We start from the raw sequence: 19,148 nt of genomic DNA, 5'->3' as shown, positions 1-19,148 counted from the left end.
ATTTCCCGATTTGATCGCATGTTTGATACACCCACAGTTGTTTTAAGATAAAGCTGTAAACACTTGCCTTAAGTGAGTGATCCTAAAAAGAAATAGTGGGAGTCAAATATGGAAATGAACCGCGAACAAGAAGCGCAAAAAGCGTATGTCAGGCTGCTGACCGGTCAGGGCGTCAGCCAGCGTGTTCTGGTACAGCGTGAATTTGTCATTGTTCGGTTAAGTGCATTTTTGAAAGATATTCCTGCAGATGGTAGCCATTATCGTCAGGCCGTAGACCGCTTTATTGCCAGTATTGATCCGGCAGAGATTCCAACGGTCTTGCCGGTGGTTCGTGAGTTTTTCTCATTTTGGGTACGCGACATCAAGGCCATTGCCGCCATGAGCCAGGCGAAAGTCTTTAGTGGCACCACACCGGTGACCACGGTCACGCAAGACGAGCTGTTCAAGCATTGGTATGAGCTGGATAAAACCGTATTGAATAGCCAGGAAAAACAAACAATAGATGCATTTGAGCAGGTGATACTGATGCGTGGTTACGAGCCATCGGTATTCAAAGAGCGCATGCGCATGGCCAAATGTCTGCTACTTTCGTTGCGTCATGTGTCGTACAAGCAATCACACAGCTATCGCCAAATGGTCGATCGCAATCTGCCTCTGTTCAATGCGCTGGGTTCCCAGCATACCTTCTTGAGTGTTTCGCGCGAGTTTTATTATTTCTGGCGTGCTGATATGCTGAAACCGCAATCTGCACCAGCCAAGCCTGCTGTGAGCCAACCACGTGATATGGCCATGGCGGCTTAATTGCCTGAGTCGCTATTTGGCTGCATCATCCCTGGTATTGGGGAAAAGTAACAAAAACGCCAGCTTAGCGCTGGCGAATTTTTTGCAGGATCAATGCCGCCAGCTCTTCAATCGAGCGGCTCGTTGAGTCTGCCCATGGGATGCCAGCCTTGCGCATCATGCCTTCGGCAATTTCGATTTCCTTACGGCAGTTATCCATGGAAGCATAAAAGCTGTCTGGACGGCGCTCGTTACGCACCGAGTGCAGGCGCTCAGGTTTGATGGTCAGACCAAAGATTTTGTCCAGGTTTTTTTGTAAAGCCGCGGGCAGGGCACCACGTTCAAAGTCTTCTGGAATCAATGGATAATTGGCCGCCTTGATACCAAACTGCATGGCCAGGTAAATACTCGTCGGTGTTTTCCCGCAACGAGAAACCCCGATCAGAATCACATCCGCTTCATCCAGCCCCGAGTTAGTCATGCCATCGTCGTGGTTTAGCGTGAAGTTAATCGCCTCCATGCGCTCAAGATAACTTTGCCCTTTGACGCTATAGGCAATGCTGGCGCCTGTCAGTGGCTCTTGGTTAAGCTCGGATCCCAGCGGGTAGATAAAGCGATGGAACAGATCAATAAAGTAAGCGTTGGCCTGCTTTAAATGATTACGATGCTCACCGTTACCGATGGACATAATGACGATAGGACGAATCCCATCCTGCTCAGCCACTCGTTGGATATGTTCAAACGCGGCTTGTACTCTTTCATCGTTATCGGTGAAAGGCAGGCGGGTCGTGGTGAATTGTGTGTTTGGAAAATGCTCGAGCAGCTTGCTCAAGGCACCCGCCGTAATCCCCGTACCATCAGAAATAATAAATACAGAACGGTGATTCATACAGGTAGGTGCCTCAAGTCAAATGCTGTTTTAATACTGACTGCTTATTTTTTTGTCAGACGTTGCCAGGTCGCAACCACGGTGTCCGGATTCAGCGACACGGATTGGATGCCTTCGGCGACCAACCACTCAGCAAAGTCTTCGTGGTCAGAAGGACCCTGACCGCAAATCCCGACGTATTTGCCCAGACGGTTGCAGGTATTGATGGCCATCTTCAACAGCACTTTCACTGCATCATTACGCTCGTCAAACCCATCGGCCAGGATGCCTGAGTCACGGTCCATGCCCAATGTTAGCTGTGTCAGGTCATTGGAGCCGATGGAGAAGCCATCAAAATACTCCAGGAACTGCTCTGCCAGCAAGGCGTTGGCCGGAATTTCACACATCATGATCAGGCGCAGACCATTTTCGCCGCGCTTCAGGCCATTGGCTGCCATGATTTCGGTCACGGCACGCGCTTCTTCCAGCGTACGAACAAACGGAATCATCAACTCAACATTGGACAAGCCCATTTCATCACGTACTTTTTTCATGGCCTGGCATTCCATGGCAAAACACTCTTTAAAGTCTTCAGCCATGTAGCGCGCTGCACCACGGAAACCAATCATTGGGTTTTCTTCATCGGGCTCATAAATGTCGCCACCGACCAGTTTTTTGTATTCGTTAGACTTGAAGTCTGAAGTACGCACAATCACTGGTTTTGGATAGAAAGCGGCGGCAATAGTCGCCACGCCTTCGGCCACTTTGTCGATGTAGAACTGTTTGGGGCTGGCATAGCCGCGGGCACGGTTCTTGATCGTCGCCTGTATGGCTGCCGGCATGGCGTCAACGTTCAGGATAGCTTTCGGGTGAATGCCAACCATGTTGTTAATCACAAATTCCAGGCGGGCCAGACCTACACCGTCATTTGGGGTTTGCGCAAAGGTAAACGCCATATCCGGGTTGCCAACGTTCATCATGATCTTGCAGGGTGGTTTGGACAGCTCGCTATTGGATTGCGTAGACACTTCATAGTCCAGCGCACCGTGATAGACAAAGCCGGTTTCACCTTCTGCACAAGACACCGTCACAATCTCGCCATCGCGCAACAGGTCAGTCGCGTTGACCGAGCCTACGATCGCAGGAATGCCCAGTTCACGTGCAATAATCGCTGCGTGGCAAGTGCGGCCGCCACGGTTAGTCACCAAAGCGCTGGCGCGCTTCATGACGGGCTCCCAGTTCGGGTCAGTCATGTCGGCAACCAGAACATCCCCTGGCTGTACTTCATGCATTTCAGAGGGATCCAGCACGATACGCACTGGGCCCACGCCTACTTTTTGCGTCACGGCACGGCCGGCGACCACTGGCACGGAGGCGTGTTTTTGCAGCTTGAAGGTTTCTGTGACATTGTTGGCCGCTTCCTGGGATTTCACTGTTTCAGGACGGGCTTGCAGGATGTACAGTTTGTTATCCAGGCCATTCTTACCCCATTCAATATCCATTGGACAGCCATAATGCTGTTCAATCGTCATGGCATAGCCGGCCAATTCCAGAATGTCCGCATCAGTCAGGGAGTAACGGTTGCTTTCAGCAGGATCAACTTCCACGGTGTGGGTGGATTTTCCGGCTTGTGTCGCATCCGAGAATATCATCTTGATCAGTTTTGAGCCCATGGTGCGACGCACAATGGCTGGTTTGCCTTGCGCCAGCAATGGCTTATGTACATAAAACTCATCCGGGTTGACCGCGCCTTGCACCACCGTTTCACCCAAGCCGTAAGACGAGGTAATGAACGCGACATCACGGTGGCCGGATTCAGTATCAATGGTAAACATGACACCGGCACAGCCAATGTCTGAACGAACCATTTGCTGCACACCCGCAGACAAGGCAACATCGGCATGCACAAAGCCTTTGTGTACACGGTAGGAGATAGCACGGTCATTATATAAAGAAGCAAACACTTCCTTGATGGCGTGGTTGATGTTGTCCAGGCCATGAATGTTGAGGAAGGATTCTTGCTGACCGGCAAAAGAAGCATCAGGCAAATCTTCAGCGGTTGCAGAAGAGCGCACCGCAAACGTGGTCCCTGGCGCTGATTTTTCAATCAATTTGGCATAATTGTCAGCAATCGCCGCCTGCAGGACAGGGGGGAACTCGGCTTCCATGATCCATTGGCGAATTTGCGCGCCTACGCGAGCCAGTTCTTGCGTGTCATCAGCATTTAGCTTGTCTAGCAAATCGTTAATCTTGTTGTTCAGTCCGCCTTGCGCTAAAAATTCACGGTAGGCATCTGCGGTCGTTGCAAAACCAGTCGGAACGCGTACACCTTTGGCAGAGAGCTGAGAAATCATTTCACCCAGTGAAGCGTTCTTGCCGCCCACGGATGGCACATCGGTGTTTCGTAGATTCTCAAATGGAATAACATGACTTACCATATAAAACCCTTAATGATTTAAAACTGGTGATAATCTATCGCGAAATGCAATGGATTGAATTCGATAAATAGAGGCCGTTTGCCAGACATCGTCTGATTATAGAATGACTTTTATTCCGTGCATTATGCCAAAATCATGTTTTAATGTCACGTCAACGTCAAAGACGTGAAATAATTTTTTTCACACTAAATAATATTAATGCCATGAATGCTCAGATCCCTGTCGATCGTTCGGTCAGTGTGGCCACTTATGGGCGTTTGCACCTGGGTTTTTTTAACCTCGGTGCGGACGATACGCGCCGGTTTGGCAGCATGGGGGTGGCGATCGATGCCTTTCAAACCGCGCTGACTGCCAGTATTGGCCCACAGTCTGCGCCACTGGATAGCTGGGCCGCTGCCATTGTACACCGTCATCTGGCTGCGCTTGGCGTGCAACAAGCCGTCAATCTGAATATACAGCAGGCAATCCCTCGCCATGGCGGGCTGGGCTCAGGCACGCAGATGGCCCTCGCCATTGGCGTCGCCCTCAATCACCTGTTTGCTCACACACTCACTGAATCGCACATTGCAGCCTTGCATCAGCGTGGTGGTCGTTCGGGCATAGGCATTGGTACCTTTGTTCAGGGCGGCCTGATTGTCGATGGCGGCCGTGGCCCGCATACCGTGGTGCCTCCCATTCTGGTTAGGCATGCGTTTCCGCAAGACTGGCATTTTTTGCTAATCACCGACAATAGCCGCGATGGCCTGCATGGGCAAGGTGAAAAAACAGCATTCCAACAATTGGCCCCGCAATCGGCCGCAGCGACCCAGGCGATACAGCAGCAACTGCTCAGTCACGGGCTGCCTGCCTTGATCGAACAGGATTTCGCTGCATTCAGCCAGTTTGTAGGCGATTTGCAAGCCTACAATGCCGAGTATTTTGCCCCGGCCCAGGGCGGCCTCTACGCCAGCCAAGGCGTCAGCCAGATTCTGGAGCAGCTCAAAGCACAGGGGCATCGTGGCTTGGGGCAAACCTCCTGGGGGCCGACCGGATTTGTGTTATTACCAACGCGTGCAGCAGCGGTAGCCTTGCAGATGCAATTGCTTGCCCGGTATGAAGATCGGCCTGCACTGGGGTTTATCGTCACGGCAGCCATAAATTCGCCAGCCTTGATTGAGGTCAAGGCATCTGTCGATTAACTTTTATTAAGATAATTTTGAAAAGTTACAATTTTCACGGTCTGCTCTTGATTTTGAACGGGGCTCTTAGTGTGTATATTTGAGCATGAATCTATTTAACAAACGGTTTCAGGGGGAACAATGAAGAAAACCAGCATTATGCATTTGTTTACAGCCGCAAAAAATGCGAGTCCATTTGATGTCAATATGGCATTTGATGCAGGCTATGAAAAAATTATTTCTTATACCGACGTCACCCTGAATGAAATCATTCCATTGACTCAGGATGCCATTTTCTCCCGCAGTCCGAGTGGCCTCAAACAACAGGCCTTGTTTTTTGGCGGCCGTGATATTCAAGTCGCGCTTGAAATGCAGAAGCAGGCACGTAGTGCCATGTTCAAACCTTTTGAGTGTCATACCTTTTCCGATCCCTCTGGCGCGTTTACAACCGCTGCAGCCATGTTGGCCAAGGTTGATTTTTACTTGCAAAAGTCCGGCAGCGGCCTGGGCAAGGAAAAAGTCGCCATTTTTGGTGCCAGTGGTACGGTGGGTTCTACCGCGGCATTGATCGCGGCACGCCAGGGCGCAACGGTGCTAATGGTGGCCCATGCCGAAATCGCGAGCATGCAGGCTTATGTGGACAAGTTGTCGGCCAGTTACGACGTCAAATTGCAAGTGGTGGATGGTAGCAATGAAGCTGCGAAAATGGCGGTGTTGAACGAAGCCAGCGTGGCATTGTGTGCAACCCCGGCCGGCGTGCGCGTGCTGGAGGTGCGTCATTTTGCCAACTCCAAAACACTGAAGGTGGTTGCAGATGTCAATGCCGTACCGCCGTCTGGCATTGAAGGCGTTGACACCTTCTCGAATGGTGGCATGATTGAAGGCACGCAAGTGGCCGGTTTTGGTGCGCTGGCGATTGGTCAGCTCAAATATGTCACCCAAAATAAATTGCTGGAGCAAATGTTGCAGAGCGAGAGCCCGATGCACATTGACTATCACGAGGCATATGAATATGCCTGTGCGCACGTAGAATAGGCTGCGCTTGCGGTTGGCCATTTTGTCGCACAGTGCACGCATTTATAGCCAGATGGCACGACGTGAGGGCTTTGACGTGTTGGCAGTGGACGCGTTTGCAGATGCAGAGACGCGACAAGCCGCACAAGCCTGTGTTATCTGGCCAGGGTTTGACAACCCAGGGGCTGCACACGGGATGGCCGACCTGCTTGCGCAACTGGATGCATTTGCGCCAGAGGCCGTTGTGTTCGGTTCAGGATTTGAAGCCAATACAAAAGCGTATCAAGCATTGTGCGAGCGCTATCCGGTGTACGCCAATGCTGCTGAGGTCGTGATGCAGGTGAAGGACCCCTTCGTATTGCAGCAGACTTGTGAGCGCAGCGGCGTAGCATCGCCCATGGTGACAAGGCAAAAGCCGGTTTCTGGCACTTGGCTGTATAAACAGATCGGAGCATGCGGTGGCGGGCATGTGCAGATTGATGATTTCGCAGCGACAGGGCCGTCTGCAGCTTTTGACCAAGCCTATTGGCAAGCTTTTCAAGCGGGCCAGGCCGTTGGTCTGTTGTTTATCGCCCAGTCGAACGCATGCGAGCTGATTGGCGTACATGCGCTCAAACAGCGTCCCGGCGGCTTTACCTATGCCGGCGCGAGCCGCCTGCACGATGAAAAAATATGGGCGGCAGCGCAGCAGGTGTTGAACGCACTCCTGCCAAACTTAAATTTGATAGGCTTGAATAGCCTGGATGCGATCTGGGTAGAGGACACTTTACATGTGCTCGAGATCAATCCACGACTCAGTGCCAGCATGCGATTGTATAGCCAGATGCCTCTGATACAAGTACATCTGGCCAGTTGCCAGCAAGCGCAAGGGCCTGCACTGAGTCGACTGACAGGCTACGCCAGCCATTGTATTGCTTATGCCCAACAGGCTATCACGGTCAGATCACTCGACTGGCCAGAATGGGTAGAAGATCGGCCAACAACCCATGAGATTGCAGCCGGACAACCGGTGTGCAGTCTTTATGCTGAAGCAGAGACTGCGTGCGGAGTGCGCGCGGCCTTGCAAGACCAAAAAACACAACTTGAAAAATTATGGGGGACGTATGTCTGCAAGCACATCGAATTCAATATCCACTAATGAGCAACCGTCAAGCATTAGCGTTCAACGCTACAGCGCACCGCTAGTTGCTGAGCTGGTTGCCAATGCAGCCGCCTTGGGCTGTGTGGTATCCACGCACGAGACAGGGGCAACCATCGTCGATGCCGGCATTCAAGTGCCGGGAGGATTGGAAGCCGGTCGCCTGATTGCTGAAATCTGTATGGGCGGACTCGGTAATGTGGCCTTGCGCCATGTGCCGCAATTTGCCAACTGGCCATTAAGCGTGGTGGTCACGGCCAAACAACCGGTGATTGCCTGCCTGGGCAGCCAGTATGCCGGTTGGGCGCTGTCCCATGAGAAATTCTTTTCGCTGGGTAGCGGCCCTGCACGGGCGATTGCACAGCGTGAAGAGGTGTTTAAAGACATCAATTACCGAGACCAGGGCGAACAATCGGTATTGGTCCTTGAAACTGACAAGGTGCCGCCTGCCGCCGTGATTGAAAAAGTATCCAAAGACACCGGGCTTCCGGCGAATAAACTTACCTTTATCCTGACGCCCACACGCAGTGTGGCCGGTTCATTACAAGTGACTGCGCGCGTGCTCGAAGTAGCCTTGCATAAATGTCACGCCTTGCATTTTGATTTATCTGCCATTGTGGATGGCTACGGGATTGCGCCGGTGCCTGCACCATCGCCTGACTTTATCGTCGGCATGGGCCGCACCAATGATGCGATTTTGTTCGGTGGCTTTGTGCAGTTGTTTGTGAATACGGACGATGCTGCCGCAGAAGCCCTGGCAACACAATTACCTTCTTCCGCCTCCAAAGACTATGGTCGTCCTTTTGCTGAGGTATTTAAAGCGGTCAATATGGACTTTTACCAGATTGATCCGATGTTATTCTCTCCGGCCAAAGTCAGTGTCAGCAATGTGAAAACAGGCCGCACATTCTTTGCTGGAAAGTTTAATGAAGATCTTTTAAATCAATCTTTTGGTAGCTAAATCTCAAGTGATTTAATATGTTCCGAGGGCAGGCGTAGGGTCTCAAAGCCTGCACCTGCGTCATCGTATAAGCCTTATGCAAGTTGTTCCCATTTTTACTGACGAAGTGGCCCAGGCCGGTGGCTGGCATGGCCAGAGCTTGGCTCAGGCGTTTGCCCGTCGTGGCTGGCAAGCGCTGATGGTGTCACTGGATAGCTGTCATCTGAGTATCGCCAATCAGCAGGTGCTGATTCATATCCCCGGCTTGACGCAACCAGCCCCCATGGCCTTTGTGCGTGGGGTGGCCGCAGGCACGACACAACAAATTATTACGCGCATGAACCTGCTGCATACTTTGCAGCGGCAGGGCATGGTCATTTATAACTCGGCACGTGCCATCGAAACCACTGTGGATAAAGGGCTCACCAGTCAATTGCTGGCAGAGCAGGGCGTGGCGACGCCAGTTACCTGGGTCTGTGAGCACCGGCACATTGCGCATGCGCTCATGCAGCAGGTGCTGGATACCGGAAAAACGCTGGTGATCAAGCCTTTGTTTGGCTCGCAAGGCAAGGGCGTGCGTCTCATCGAAAGCCGTCAGCAGTTTGCCTTGCCGCAAGACCCTTTCGTTGATGGCGTGTATTACTTGCAGGAAAAAATTGAGTGCGGGCCTTACCAGCATGATTACCGTGTGTTTGTGGTGCGCGGAGAGCCGATTGCCGTGATGCAGCGACAAGGTGACAGCTGGTTGCATAATGTGGCGCGTGGTGCACGTTGCAGTGCCTGTGACGAACAGGATGTGGCTGACATTGGCGTGCGCGCTGCACAGGCCGTGAATATCGCCTATGCCGGGGTCGACGTGATGCGGGACAAGCATGGCAAATTGTGGGTGATCGAGGTTAACAGTATACCGGCCTGGCGTGGGCTGCAAAGTATTACCTCGTTTGACATCGCGGATGTGCTGGTCAATGATGTGTTACAGCTGGCTGATGCTTAAACGATGCAGATGAATACACAGATTCAAACCGCTTATTTGCAGGCTTGCCTGGCCGAGCTCGAAGCGCTCAAGCCCGGCAATGTGCATATTTTTGCCGATGGACATGGCATGCAGGTCCAGCATTTCGTTGAGAGCGCACGTGTCTCGGCACCTGCGCTGTGTGATGATGCACAATTTGGCAAGCGCAGCCTTGGGCAACGTATTTTGCAGGCCTTGCAGGCCACCTACTCCCAAGTCGGTTGCAATACCAATTTGGGGATTGTCTTGTTGGCCGCGCCGCTGGTGCAAGCCACAGTGGATTATGCGGCTTTGCCGTTAAAGACAGGCTTGCAGCAAGTCTTGCAGCAGACCACGGTGGAGGATGCGGCAGCGGTCTATGCCGGGATTCGTCTCGTGAATCCGGCCGGCATGGGGCAGCGCAGTGAGCATGATGTTTCAGAAGCGCCACAGATTACCTTGTTGCAAGCCATGCACCTGGCCAGCGCACAGGATGAAATCGGCCGTCAATATAATGAGGGCTATGCCCGTCTTTTTGAGGAGGCACTGCCCCTTTATCTTGAACAATGCCAACGCTGGGAACGTCCCGCCTGGGCGTTGACGGCGGCTTATTTGTACTGGCTTTCCAGCGTGCCGGATAGTCATATTGTGCGCAAATATGGCTTGCAGACAGCGCATGAGGTGCAAACTACCGCCGGGCAGCATTATCAGGCACTGCTGGCGCTAGATAATCCTAAAACCTACCTGCCTGCATTGCTGGCCTGGGATCAGGCACTGAAAGCGGAGCGCTTAAATCCCGGCACCAGTGCGGATTTAACGGTCATCACAGCCATGTTGGCAACCATGCAAACAACTGGCGTCCACACCCTATAAGTCAACGCCTGACCTGCGGTATACTGCAGGATTGACATTTTTTAGTCAGTCTGGAGCCGCGTATGTGCGAGCAAGTATTCACCGAGCAGGAAATTCAACAACTTTTGAGTAGCTCTTTGCCGCATTGGTACTATGAAGAGGGCTGGATACGCCGCAAATATAAAACCAATAGCTGGAAAGGGACGCTGATGGTGGTTAACACCATCGGTCATCTAGCAGAAGCGGCTTGGCACCATCCTGACCTGACGGTTTCTTATGCCTTTGTCATCGTCAAGTTATGCACGCACAGCGCAAAAGGTATCACGATGAAAGACATCGAACTCGCCAGAAAAATTGAAGAGGTGATTCAATGGCAACCTGCTCAGCAAGCAGGCTCAGCCTTAGAGGGCACACCACAAGATGACCTCCGCTTTAGTTACGTCAAATACGACCAATAACTGTTTTACGCTTAATCTTCATTGTTGATGTTGTTGTATGCCAGCCCCTGATAAAAGCCATCTACCGCCAGCGATATTTTTTATGGGGCCGACGGCTAGTGGCAAAACCGCTGCCACCATTGCGCTAGCCCAGCGCTTTCCGGTGGAAATCATCAGTGTCGATTCTGCGCTTGTCTATCGCGGCATGGACATTGGCACCGCCAAACCCGATGCCGAGACCTTGCGTCAGGCGCCACACCATTTAATTGATTTAATCACGCCACTGGAGCAGTATTCCGCCGCCCAGTTTGCCAAGGATGCGTTAGCGCTCATGCAGACTGCCACCGCCAACGGACGCATCCCGGTGCTCGTGGGCGGCACCATGCTTTATTTCAACGCCTTGCAACATGGCTTGAGCGACTTGCCGCCGGCGGACCCTGTCATCCGCGCGCAAATCGAAGCTGAAGCCAGTGCGGTTGGCTGGCCAGCCATGCATGCCCAATTAGCCAGCATAGACCCCAGCGTCGCTGCTAAAATCCATACCACTGACTCACAACGCATCGAGCGTGCCTTGGAAGTGTATCGCATCAGTGGTCAGCCCATGAGCGCCCTGCGCGCGCAGTCCGAAAAAGTCACGCTACCGTTTGATATCCTCAAAATCGCCCTCATGCCTAGCGACCGCAGTGTCTTGCATCAGCGCATTGCCGATCGTTTTCAAACCATGCTGAAACAAGGCTTTATTGAGGAAGTTCAAGGCTTGCTCAGTGCCTATCCGCAACTCACCACTGAGACACCAAGCATGCGTTGCGTCGGTTACCGTCAGGTGTTGCAGCACCTCAATGGCGAGATTGACCTGCCCACCCTGGCTGATCATGGCGTCTACGCGACGCGGCAATTGGCGAAACGACAGCTCACCTGGCTACGTGGTATGGAAGATGTGGAAGTGTTGGATTGCTTGAGCCCGAGCTGGATCGGGCAGATGTTGACCAGAATGACCGCGCACAGCGATTAATCGCATGTGTGTGAGATTGAGATGTAAAGTTAGGGATGCGCGGAATAAGTGGCTACGCGGGCCAATTGCTGCGTTGCGCGGTACTCGAAACCTCGCTGTACACCGCGTACTATCTCGGTTTCTGCGTTCCGTGCGCCTTGCACTTTATCCCGCTCGCTCACTTATTCCGTGTATCCTTAGCTTGGTAAACAAAGCTTACCATCATAAAAAAGCCTGACAGCGTTGTCAGGCTTTTTTATGATCCGCTTTAAAACGGATGCTATCAGTAAGCACCGTCTTGGCCGACAATGGTCAGCCAGATTGTTTTTGCCACAATCAACATATCCAGGCGAGGGCTCCAGTTCCGCAGATATTCTAGATCATAGTGCACGCGCTGTTCCATCTTATCAAGGGTGTCTGTTTCACCTCTAAAGCCATTCACCTGTGCCCAACCGGTAATCCCAGGTTTGACTTTATGACGCACCATATAGCCTTTAATCAGCTTGCGGTATTCCTCGTTATGCGCAACGGCATGCGGGCGCGGGCCAACCACACTCATGCGGCCTTGCAACACATTGATAAACTGAGGCAATTCATCCAGTGAAGTTTTACGTAAAAAAGCCCCCAGAGGCGTAATCCGCTGGTCATTTTTAGTAGCCTGTGTCACCTTGCTGCCATCTTCGGTTACCGTCATCGAGCGAAATTTATACACTAGGATCTCTTGTCCATCCAAACCGTAGCGGCGTTGCTTGAAAATAATTGGCCCAGGTGAAGTTAACTTTACCCCTAACGCAATGACCAGCAAAATGGGTGAGATTAAAATCAAAACAAATAACGAGAATAAAATATCTGCCGTCCGTTTGATCACACCATCTACACCAGTAAAAGGCGTCTCGCAGACAGATACGACTGGAATACCGTTTACTTCAGAGACTCGGCCCTGGATAAGGTCGGTCACAAAAATATCTGGCACAAAATAGATTGAAGCCGTCGTATCTTTTAAATCATCCAGCATTTTTAAAATCCGAGGGTGGCTAGACATCGGCAATGCAATATAAAGTTTATGTACAGTGTGCGATTTTAAGTAACGACTTAACTCATTTAAGCTACCTAACACCGGATAGGCGTCTGTTTGCGGTAGTCGATTCGGTGCACGATCTTCAAAAAAACCTAAGATATTAATACGCTGGTAGTAATCGCGTTGGAGGTTGTCCGCCAGCAACAGGCCTTGTTCATTCAAACCAATAATCAGCGTGTTTTGCGGAGGACCTTGCCACTCAATCAGTTTCGGGCTGGCCAACTTTAAAAGCTGCAATGCAAGAATTTGGACAATAGGTGTCGCAATGAGCCATGCCAGAATGAGCTTTTCGCTATAAAGCGTAATGTAACGCGTGATGTAAGCAAAAGTTAGTACAAACGTTGCAATCACCAACCACTGGCCAATCACATCGCGGCACATTTTTACAAAGCCTTTGCGAATTTTGGCGCCACTTGGAAAAGAGATAGAAAACAGCACAATAGATGTAATAAAAATCGACATCGGAATGCGGTTTTCGGTATAAATAAACAATCCCCACAAGACAAATACCATGACCAGAGGCTCAACAAGAGACTCCAGCATGTAGAGTGGATTGTTGGCACCAGCAGAAAAGCCTGAAAGTGTTCTGATCGGGGGTTTGGTAGTCATGGAAGTTAAAATTATTTTGATTAAGACTTAAACATAGTTTAACGCATCCGTTATAGTTGCATCAATGCCTTATTTGGGGCAATCGTCCAGATGGATAGGTGCAACTCTTCAATGAACATGGTAATCTGTCAAAAAAGTTTAATCTTAACGAATCATCATGTTTAACTTTCAGGGAATTGAAGTTTGCATGTGTAGATTTTAAAAAGTGTGGCCTTAGCGTAAGACGGTCTTTGGCCTCCGTGAATAATTATTAAAACAAGTAGCTCACTTCTAATTTCTAAAACTTCACACGGCTAATGCATGTTATTAAATTCTAAAAAGAGAAAACGATCTTTATTGATGACCCGCTTAATGTGTTGTCTGTCATCACTCTACTTGGCAAATACGCACGCTGATGAATTTGATACTTTTCAATTTAGCACTTCCGTAAACCGTACCTGGGATAACAACCTTTTTCGTTTAAGTGATAACGAGAGATCGGATCAAATTACAACTTATTCCGCGGGAGTTAAGTTTGACAAGAGATACTCATTGCAAAGGTTTATAGTTAATGTCAATTATTTGGATTACAAATATCAAAGAAATGATTTTCTTAACTTCGATACAATTAATTATGACGCTACATGGCAATGGTCTCTAAGCCCTTCATTAACGGGTACTTTGTTAAGTAGTAGAACAAGAGCACTAAATGGTTTTGGTGACTTCAGGCTGTTGACACAAAACATTAGAACTAATGCTACGAATCAATTTCGTGCAGAGTATTCTCCATATAAAGTTGGTGCGCTAATAGCTGGTTTTACGGAAACGCGGTTGGAAAATAGCCAGACTTTTAACGCGCAGACTGATTTTGATGCAACAGCTTTTGATTACGGTGCACGTTATAACTTTCCATCTGGGACCAACATGACCTTACTGGGTCATAAGCGTCAGAGCCATTACAGTAATCGAGTTCTTAGCCCAATACTTTTATTTGATAACGGTTATTCTGAAGATGAATTTGAGTTTGATATAGTATTTAAAGCTACTGGTAAAAGTAATTTAAGCTCTAAATTGGCTCATTTATCAAGAGAATATGATAATTACTCGGTGCGAGATTATGGTGTTTGGTATGGCAATATCAAGTATGACTTGTTTTTAACTGGTAAGTTAAAAACAAGTTTTGACTTTTCAAGAGTCGTAGGTGCGTTTGAGTCTAGCTATAGTACTTATACCGTTACAGATGCGGTTAGTGTCAATACGAGTTACTTTGTCAGTGAAAAACTCATTCTTAGCGTAAATGGCCGCTATGCCAAGCGTGACTTTAAACAAGCAGTTGTTCCTGACCGCCCAAGTCGAAATGATGATGAGAGAAGTATAGGCGCGGCGGTGACTTGGCAACCAGTTAAAAGCGTTAGTGTGATTGTCAATACCACAAAATCTTCACGAGACGCCTCCAGTGCGTACAATCAATTTGATTACAACGACGTGACTTCTAGCCTAACGCTAGATTTGAAAATTTAAGCCTTTGTTGCATCATCAGTAATTGGTCTACTTTCAAAAGCAGGAATTATAAAAACCATGAAAAATTTTGTACTCACAAGCCTCTTGTTTGCAACACTTTCTGGCTGTAGCAATAGCGATCCTGCTGGTAAGCAAACGCAGGTGGTTGCAAAAGTGAATGGTGATGAAATTACGGTACACCAGATCAATGGTGAAATGCAGCGCTTGCAAGTGCCTGTTGCCAACCCTCAGGTAGTCGCAAAAAAAATGCTTAACAGCTTGATTGATCGCCAGCTACTGGTACAAGAAGCCGTTAAGCTAAATCTTGATCGCACGCCAGAAGTCATGCAGTTGGTAGATGCTGCACGTGCACAAATTTACGCTCAAGCCTACTTGGCACGCAAAGTCTCCGCAATTGGTCAAGCCAATGACAAAGAGGTCCAACAGTTCATGCTCGAGCATCCCGAGGTGTTTAGCCGACGCAAAGTATTCACAACTGCAGACATTATTTTTGCAAATGATCCTGGCAAAATCGATGCTGATAAATTGCAGCAATTGGTCAGCAATGCAGAAGAGCTAAAGACTTGGTTAAACAGGCATCAAATTCACTTCGAAATTGCTGAAGAAACCATCCCCACCGAAGCCTTGCCCAAAGAGGCCGTCAGTTTGGCAGATCAGGTAAAAGTAGGGGATTTATTGTTTATGCATGATGACATCAAAGTGGTTGCGCGCAGCATTGCCAACATCGCTGAGGTTCCATTGACTGAGCAACAGGCATTGGATATGGCAACCAAGGCTGTTAATGAGCGTAAACGTCAGCAGCTCATTTTGGATGAGTTACAACGCCTAAAAAAACTGGCGCAGATTGAGGTGCTGGATCCCAATTTAAAGTCTGAACCAGCGGCATCAACGGCTAAAGCTTCGCCTGCCTCAACAACTCAAAAAGCACCGAATTCGGTGGATCATGGCTTAAAAGGGCTATAGATCAATCTGACTTTTGCCGATAACGTATCGTCTGCTTGACTAACACTATTATTTATTGAGAGCTACATATGAAATTGTTAACGCGCTGTTTGTTTCTTTTCACCATGCTATTTCCGATTTGGGCTTTTGCTGATTACACCCTAGGCACTGGTGACTTTGTAAAAGTTACCGTCTATGGGGATGCAGAGCTGACCCGCGAAATTCGCATAGCCGAAAATGGTATTTTGACTTTCCCATTGATTGGTGAGGTCAAGGTCGGTGGATTATCCACAGTTGAGGCTGAAAAGAAAATTGCAGAGCAACTGCAGCGCGGCGGCTTCATTGCAAGCCCACAAGTGTCTGTTGTTGTGATTCAGTTTCTAAGTAAGACCGTGTCTGTACTGGGTGGGGTGCTCAAGCCAGGTCGGTATCCTGTCACACGACCTTCCGATGTCAAAGACATGATCGCTGAAGCCGGTGGGATCACGCCAGATGGTTCAGAAATTGTGACTGTAGTTCGCGGCGACAAGCGAACCGAGCTCGACTTACATGATGTGATCAACCAACATGCTAGTAAGGAAGAAACCACTGTAGCGGGGGGGGAAACGATTTATGTAGGGTCTCGTGATGTGGCTGTGGTGGGCCAACTGTTACGCCCAGCCAAATATGGTATTCAAGGTGGGATGCGCAAGATTAGCGACTTTATCTCAGTTGCAGGTGGCCCAACCGAGTTTGCCGGCGAAACCATTTTTTATACTACGTCTATCTCTGGTACACCAGTAACTGAGCAAATCAATATCGATGAGCTGTTTAAAGCCCCGAACTCTGCACACAATAAACAGGTGTATCCAGGTGATGTGCTCTATGTGCCAAAAGCCCCGCAAGTTTATGTGTATGGTGAAGTGCAGCGGCCAGGTATGTATAAAATTGATAAAAACATGACCGTGATGCAAGCCATTGCCAAGGCAGGTGGATTAACCATGCGCGGGACGCAGCGCTCTGTAAAACTGCATCGCAAGGATGAGCATAATGAAGTCGTTAAGCAAACGCCAAGTTTAACCAGCGTATTACAAGACGAAGATGTTCTATATATTGAAGAAAGCTTGCTGTAATTTTAGGCTTTGGCTAAGGTGAAAATATGAGTTTATTGCAATTTTTATTAATATTAAAAGCACGTGTAAAAATCATCTTTTGGACTTTTATACTTATTGTTGGGGCTACAGTTATTGCTAGTCTTTTGTGGCCCAAGTCATATACTGCCACGACTTCACTAGTTATTAATTACAAAGGCGTAGACTCATTGACAGGTTTGGCAATGCCAGCACAATTAATGCCTGGCTACATGTCGACCCAAGTTGACATTATTACCAGTCATGCAGTCGCTGTGAAGGTTGTGCAGAATCTAGGATTAACTAACAGTCCAGTGATTAAACAGCAGTTTGAAGATAGTTCGGAAGGTTTTGCCAAAATTGATGATTGGTTGGCTGATTTACTACTTAAGAAGCTAGACGTTAAACCTTCACGTGAAAGCAGTATGCTTGAAATTAGCTATACAGGTAGTGATCCACAATTTGCAGCTGCGATTGCAAACGCTTTCGCTGATGCTTATCAAGAAGCAAGCTTAAGATTGAAGGTCGAACCTTCGCAAAAAGCAGCAGGCTATTTGGTTTCTCAGGCAAAGATTTATCGAGATAAACTTGAGGACGCGCAAGCTAAGCTTTCAAAATACCAGCAGGATACGGGGTTAACCAGTATTCTGGAAAACCTTGATGTTGAGAACGCCAAGCTTAACCAACTTGCTAACCAGCTCATTATGGTACAAGCGCAAGCATTAGACTCTTCAGCGCGTCAACGCAATGCCAATTCATCTGGCGATGCCTCTCCAGATGTCGCAGCAAGCCCGGTTATTCAAAACTTAAAAGTGGCACTAGCTCAGGCTTCATCTAAACTTGCGGAAGTTGGGAATCGTCTAGGCGCTAATCACCCGCAATATCAATCGGCAGAAGCTGAGGTTGCAAAACTAAAGTCGCAACTTGAGATTGAGGTTGCCAGGATTGGTAGTAGTGTTGGCGGAAGTGCACGCATCTATCAACAAAATGAGGCACAGTTAAAAACTGCATTAGCAGCACAAAAACAAAAAGTGCTAGAGCTAAATCGTACTCGCGATCAACTTTCCGTATTGCAGCGTGACGTGGAAGCGGCACAAACTGCATATAACACTGTTGCTCAAAGGCTTAACCAAACAAGTATCGAAGGTAAAGCAAATGAGAGCGATATTTCAATCCTTAATCCAGCAATACCACCTGTTAAGCATTCAAGCCCGCGTATTTTATTGAATGCTGTGTTGTCGGTATTTTTTGGAATTATGCTTGGTCTAGCTTTTGCCTTAATTGCTGAACTAAAAGACAGGAAAATTCGCAGCGAGGATGATTTCTCAGAAATACTTGATATCCCTGTATTAGCAATTATCCAGTCAAAAACTGCAGTCTCTTCTCAAAAGTTTCCACTTTTGCCTGCATTGTTTCAAGGAAGTAAATAATTATGAGCAATCAAATCGTTGATTCAAAACTGAATGCAAATGTATCTACCATAGGGCGAATGTTGCTTGAGATGGGGAAAATCACCCCAGAGGATACAGACAAGATTTTGCGCAAGCAAAAAGAGGAGGGGATTAAGTTTGGTGACGCGGCTAAACTTTTAGGTCTCATTACCGACGACGATGTTCAATATATTTTGTCCCAGCAATTTGAATATGCCTACTTACCCGCGGCTAATTTAACTTACAGCACAGAGCTTGTTGCTGCATATCAACCCTTTTCTACAGAGGTTGAGTCGTTTAGAGCCTTGAGAAGTCAATTACTTTTTAGATGGATTAACGAAGGTTTTAAAGCCTTCACTGTCGTCTCGCCCAATGCTGGTGAAGGTGTAAGTTATTTGGCAGCCAATTTGGCAGTAGTTTTTTCACAATTGGGTAAAAAAACGTTGCTCATTGATGGCAATATGCGAAAGCCACGCCAACATAAAATCTTCAACCTCAAGCAGTCATATGGGCTGTCAGATATTCTTGCTGATCGCACGCCAGGTACTGAAGCATTAAAAGTGATCGCGGATTTCCCCAATTTAACAGTATTAGGTGCAGGAACGGTTCCGCCTAACCCGCAAGAGCTCATCGGACGAAGTAATTTTGCACAACTTATTAAATATGCAAGTTCTATGTTTGATGTAATTATCGTAGATACCCCAGCATTTAGAGAAAGTTCCGATGCTCAGATGTTGTCATCTATTACACGCGGCGCGGTATTAGTTTCACGGTTAAATCAAACCAAAATTGATGAAATGAAAACTTTGAAATCTCAAATATCAGGTGCTGGTGCGACGGTGATCGGTGCTGTTGTGAATAGCTTTTAATTACT

General features: G+C 48.5%; 17 protein-coding genes. 14 read left to right on the top strand and 3 right to left on the bottom strand.

From position 1 onward, the window contains the following. Positions 1–108 precede the first annotated feature (108 nt). Positions 109–801 (top strand): hypothetical protein, encoded by a 693-nt coding sequence (locus ACFQ1T_RS10825; protein WP_379076479.1) that lies wholly within the window; start codon positions 109–111, stop codon positions 799–801. Between the two features lie 64 nt (positions 802–865). On the opposite strand, the gene ACFQ1T_RS10820 is transcribed toward ACFQ1T_RS10825, so the two are convergent. Further along, the gene (locus tag ACFQ1T_RS10820; RefSeq protein ID WP_275355085.1) at positions 866–1,669 is read right to left on the bottom strand and encodes a pyruvate, water dikinase regulatory protein; all 804 of its coding nucleotides are present in this window, start codon (positions 1,667–1,669) and stop codon (positions 866–868) included. A 44-nt stretch (positions 1,670–1,713) separates the two neighbouring features. Then, positions 1,714–4,086 (bottom strand): phosphoenolpyruvate synthase, encoded by a 2,373-nt coding sequence (gene ppsA / locus ACFQ1T_RS10815; RefSeq protein ID WP_194746818.1) that lies wholly within the window; start codon positions 4,084–4,086, stop codon positions 1,714–1,716. 203 nt (positions 4,087–4,289) lie between these two features. On the opposite strand from ppsA, the gene ACFQ1T_RS10810 reads away from it, so the two are divergent. The 8 genes from ACFQ1T_RS10810 to miaA all read left to right on the top strand — a co-directional run bounded on the left by ACFQ1T_RS10810 (position 4,290) and on the right by miaA (position 11,627). Further along, positions 4,290–5,264: a GHMP family kinase ATP-binding protein gene (locus ACFQ1T_RS10810; protein WP_275355087.1), complete on the top strand. Its 975-nt coding sequence runs from the start codon at positions 4,290–4,292 to the stop codon at positions 5,262–5,264. Between the two features lie 120 nt (positions 5,265–5,384). Then, complete coding sequence (locus ACFQ1T_RS10805) at positions 5,385–6,278, top strand: NAD(P)-dependent methylenetetrahydromethanopterin dehydrogenase (protein ID WP_379076474.1); 894 nt, start codon at positions 5,385–5,387, stop codon at positions 6,276–6,278. A gap of 7 nt (positions 6,279–6,285) precedes the next feature. Then, complete coding sequence (locus ACFQ1T_RS10800) at positions 6,286–7,395, top strand: ATP-grasp domain-containing protein (RefSeq protein WP_379076471.1); 1,110 nt, start codon at positions 6,286–6,288, stop codon at positions 7,393–7,395. After that, on the top strand, positions 7,361–8,356 hold the full coding sequence (gene mch, locus ACFQ1T_RS10795) for a methenyltetrahydromethanopterin cyclohydrolase (RefSeq protein WP_379076469.1): 996 nt from the start codon (positions 7,361–7,363) through the stop codon (positions 8,354–8,356). Before ACFQ1T_RS10800 ends, mch begins: the two co-directional genes overlap by 35 nt. Positions 8,357–8,432: 76 nt before the next feature. Beyond that, a complete protein-coding gene (locus ACFQ1T_RS10790; protein WP_379076466.1) occupies positions 8,433–9,329 on the top strand; it encodes an ATP-grasp domain-containing protein in 897 nt (298 codons plus the stop codon). A gap of 9 nt (positions 9,330–9,338) precedes the next feature. Then, a complete protein-coding gene (locus ACFQ1T_RS10785; RefSeq protein ID WP_379076463.1) occupies positions 9,339–10,199 on the top strand; it encodes a triphosphoribosyl-dephospho-CoA synthase in 861 nt (286 codons plus the stop codon). A gap of 62 nt (positions 10,200–10,261) precedes the next feature. Further along, complete coding sequence (locus ACFQ1T_RS10780; RefSeq protein WP_379076460.1) at positions 10,262–10,636, top strand: 4a-hydroxytetrahydrobiopterin dehydratase; 375 nt, start codon at positions 10,262–10,264, stop codon at positions 10,634–10,636. A gap of 82 nt (positions 10,637–10,718) precedes the next feature. Continuing rightward, positions 10,719–11,627, top strand: a complete 909-nt coding sequence (miaA, locus tag ACFQ1T_RS10775; RefSeq protein WP_379076457.1) for a tRNA (adenosine(37)-N6)-dimethylallyltransferase MiaA — start codon at positions 10,719–10,721, stop codon at positions 11,625–11,627. Between the two features lie 262 nt (positions 11,628–11,889). Here miaA and ACFQ1T_RS10770 read toward each other — a convergent pair whose 3' ends face one another. Next, a complete protein-coding gene (locus ACFQ1T_RS10770) occupies positions 11,890–13,227 on the bottom strand; it encodes an undecaprenyl-phosphate glucose phosphotransferase (RefSeq protein ID WP_194747474.1) in 1,338 nt (445 codons plus the stop codon). 366 nt (positions 13,228–13,593) lie between these two features. On the opposite strand from ACFQ1T_RS10770, the gene epsL reads away from it, so the two are divergent. The 5 genes from epsL to epsG all read left to right on the top strand — a co-directional run bounded on the left by epsL (position 13,594) and on the right by epsG (position 19,143). Then, entirely contained in the window at positions 13,594–14,793 is a 1,200-nt protein-coding gene (gene epsL, locus ACFQ1T_RS10765) for an XrtB/PEP-CTERM-associated polysaccharide biosynthesis outer membrane protein EpsL (protein ID WP_379076454.1), read from the top strand. Between the two features lie 57 nt (positions 14,794–14,850). After that, entirely contained in the window at positions 14,851–15,756 is a 906-nt protein-coding gene (locus ACFQ1T_RS10760; RefSeq protein WP_379076451.1) for an EpsD family peptidyl-prolyl cis-trans isomerase, read from the top strand. A gap of 68 nt (positions 15,757–15,824) precedes the next feature. Beyond that, on the top strand, positions 15,825–16,847 hold the full coding sequence (locus ACFQ1T_RS10755) for an SLBB domain-containing protein (RefSeq protein WP_379076448.1): 1,023 nt from the start codon (positions 15,825–15,827) through the stop codon (positions 16,845–16,847). Positions 16,848–16,873: 26 nt separating this feature from the next. Further along, the gene (gene epsF / locus ACFQ1T_RS10750; RefSeq protein WP_379076445.1) at positions 16,874–18,274 is read left to right on the top strand and encodes a chain length determinant protein EpsF; all 1,401 of its coding nucleotides are present in this window, start codon (positions 16,874–16,876) and stop codon (positions 18,272–18,274) included. 2 nt (positions 18,275–18,276) lie between these two features. Then, positions 18,277–19,143 (top strand): chain length determinant protein tyrosine kinase EpsG, encoded by an 867-nt coding sequence (gene epsG / locus ACFQ1T_RS10745; protein WP_379076441.1) that lies wholly within the window; start codon positions 18,277–18,279, stop codon positions 19,141–19,143. The last annotated feature ends 5 nt before the right edge of the window (positions 19,144–19,148 follow it).

The organism is Methylophilus glucosoxydans, assembly GCF_042676145.1.
GTDB classification, from domain to species: domain Bacteria; phylum Pseudomonadota; class Gammaproteobacteria; order Burkholderiales; family Methylophilaceae; genus Methylophilus; species Methylophilus glucosoxydans.
The sequence above is the reverse complement of the archived record's forward strand: the minus strand, read 5'-3'. Positions and strand labels throughout refer to the sequence as shown.

Excerpts from the sequence above, each read along its gene's own strand:
- ACFQ1T_RS10825 (WP_379076479.1), top strand. The coding sequence starts at position 109 with ATGGAAATGAACCGCGAACAAGAAGCGCAAAAAGCGTATGTCAGGCTG.
- ACFQ1T_RS10820 (WP_275355085.1), bottom strand. The coding sequence starts at position 1,669 with ATGAATCACCGTTCTGTATTTATTATTTCTGATGGTACGGGGATTACG.
- ppsA (WP_194746818.1), bottom strand. The coding sequence starts at position 4,086 with ATGGTAAGTCATGTTATTCCATTTGAGAATCTACGAAACACCGATGTG.
- ACFQ1T_RS10810 (WP_275355087.1), top strand. The coding sequence starts at position 4,290 with ATGAATGCTCAGATCCCTGTCGATCGTTCGGTCAGTGTGGCCACTTAT.
- ACFQ1T_RS10805 (WP_379076474.1), top strand. The coding sequence starts at position 5,385 with ATGAAGAAAACCAGCATTATGCATTTGTTTACAGCCGCAAAAAATGCG.
- mch (WP_379076469.1), top strand. The coding sequence starts at position 7,361 with ATGTCTGCAAGCACATCGAATTCAATATCCACTAATGAGCAACCGTCA.
- ACFQ1T_RS10790 (WP_379076466.1), top strand. The coding sequence starts at position 8,433 with ATGCAAGTTGTTCCCATTTTTACTGACGAAGTGGCCCAGGCCGGTGGC.
- ACFQ1T_RS10785 (WP_379076463.1), top strand. The coding sequence starts at position 9,339 with ATGAATACACAGATTCAAACCGCTTATTTGCAGGCTTGCCTGGCCGAG.
- ACFQ1T_RS10780 (WP_379076460.1), top strand. The coding sequence starts at position 10,262 with ATGTGCGAGCAAGTATTCACCGAGCAGGAAATTCAACAACTTTTGAGT.
- miaA (WP_379076457.1), top strand. The coding sequence starts at position 10,719 with ATGGGGCCGACGGCTAGTGGCAAAACCGCTGCCACCATTGCGCTAGCC.
- ACFQ1T_RS10770 (WP_194747474.1), bottom strand. The coding sequence starts at position 13,227 with ATGCTGGAGTCTCTTGTTGAGCCTCTGGTCATGGTATTTGTCTTGTGG.
- epsL (WP_379076454.1), top strand. The coding sequence starts at position 13,594 with ATGTTATTAAATTCTAAAAAGAGAAAACGATCTTTATTGATGACCCGC.
- ACFQ1T_RS10760 (WP_379076451.1), top strand. The coding sequence starts at position 14,851 with ATGAAAAATTTTGTACTCACAAGCCTCTTGTTTGCAACACTTTCTGGC.
- ACFQ1T_RS10755 (WP_379076448.1), top strand. The coding sequence starts at position 15,825 with ATGAAATTGTTAACGCGCTGTTTGTTTCTTTTCACCATGCTATTTCCG.
- epsF (WP_379076445.1), top strand. The coding sequence starts at position 16,874 with ATGAGTTTATTGCAATTTTTATTAATATTAAAAGCACGTGTAAAAATC.
- epsG (WP_379076441.1), top strand. The coding sequence starts at position 18,277 with ATGAGCAATCAAATCGTTGATTCAAAACTGAATGCAAATGTATCTACC.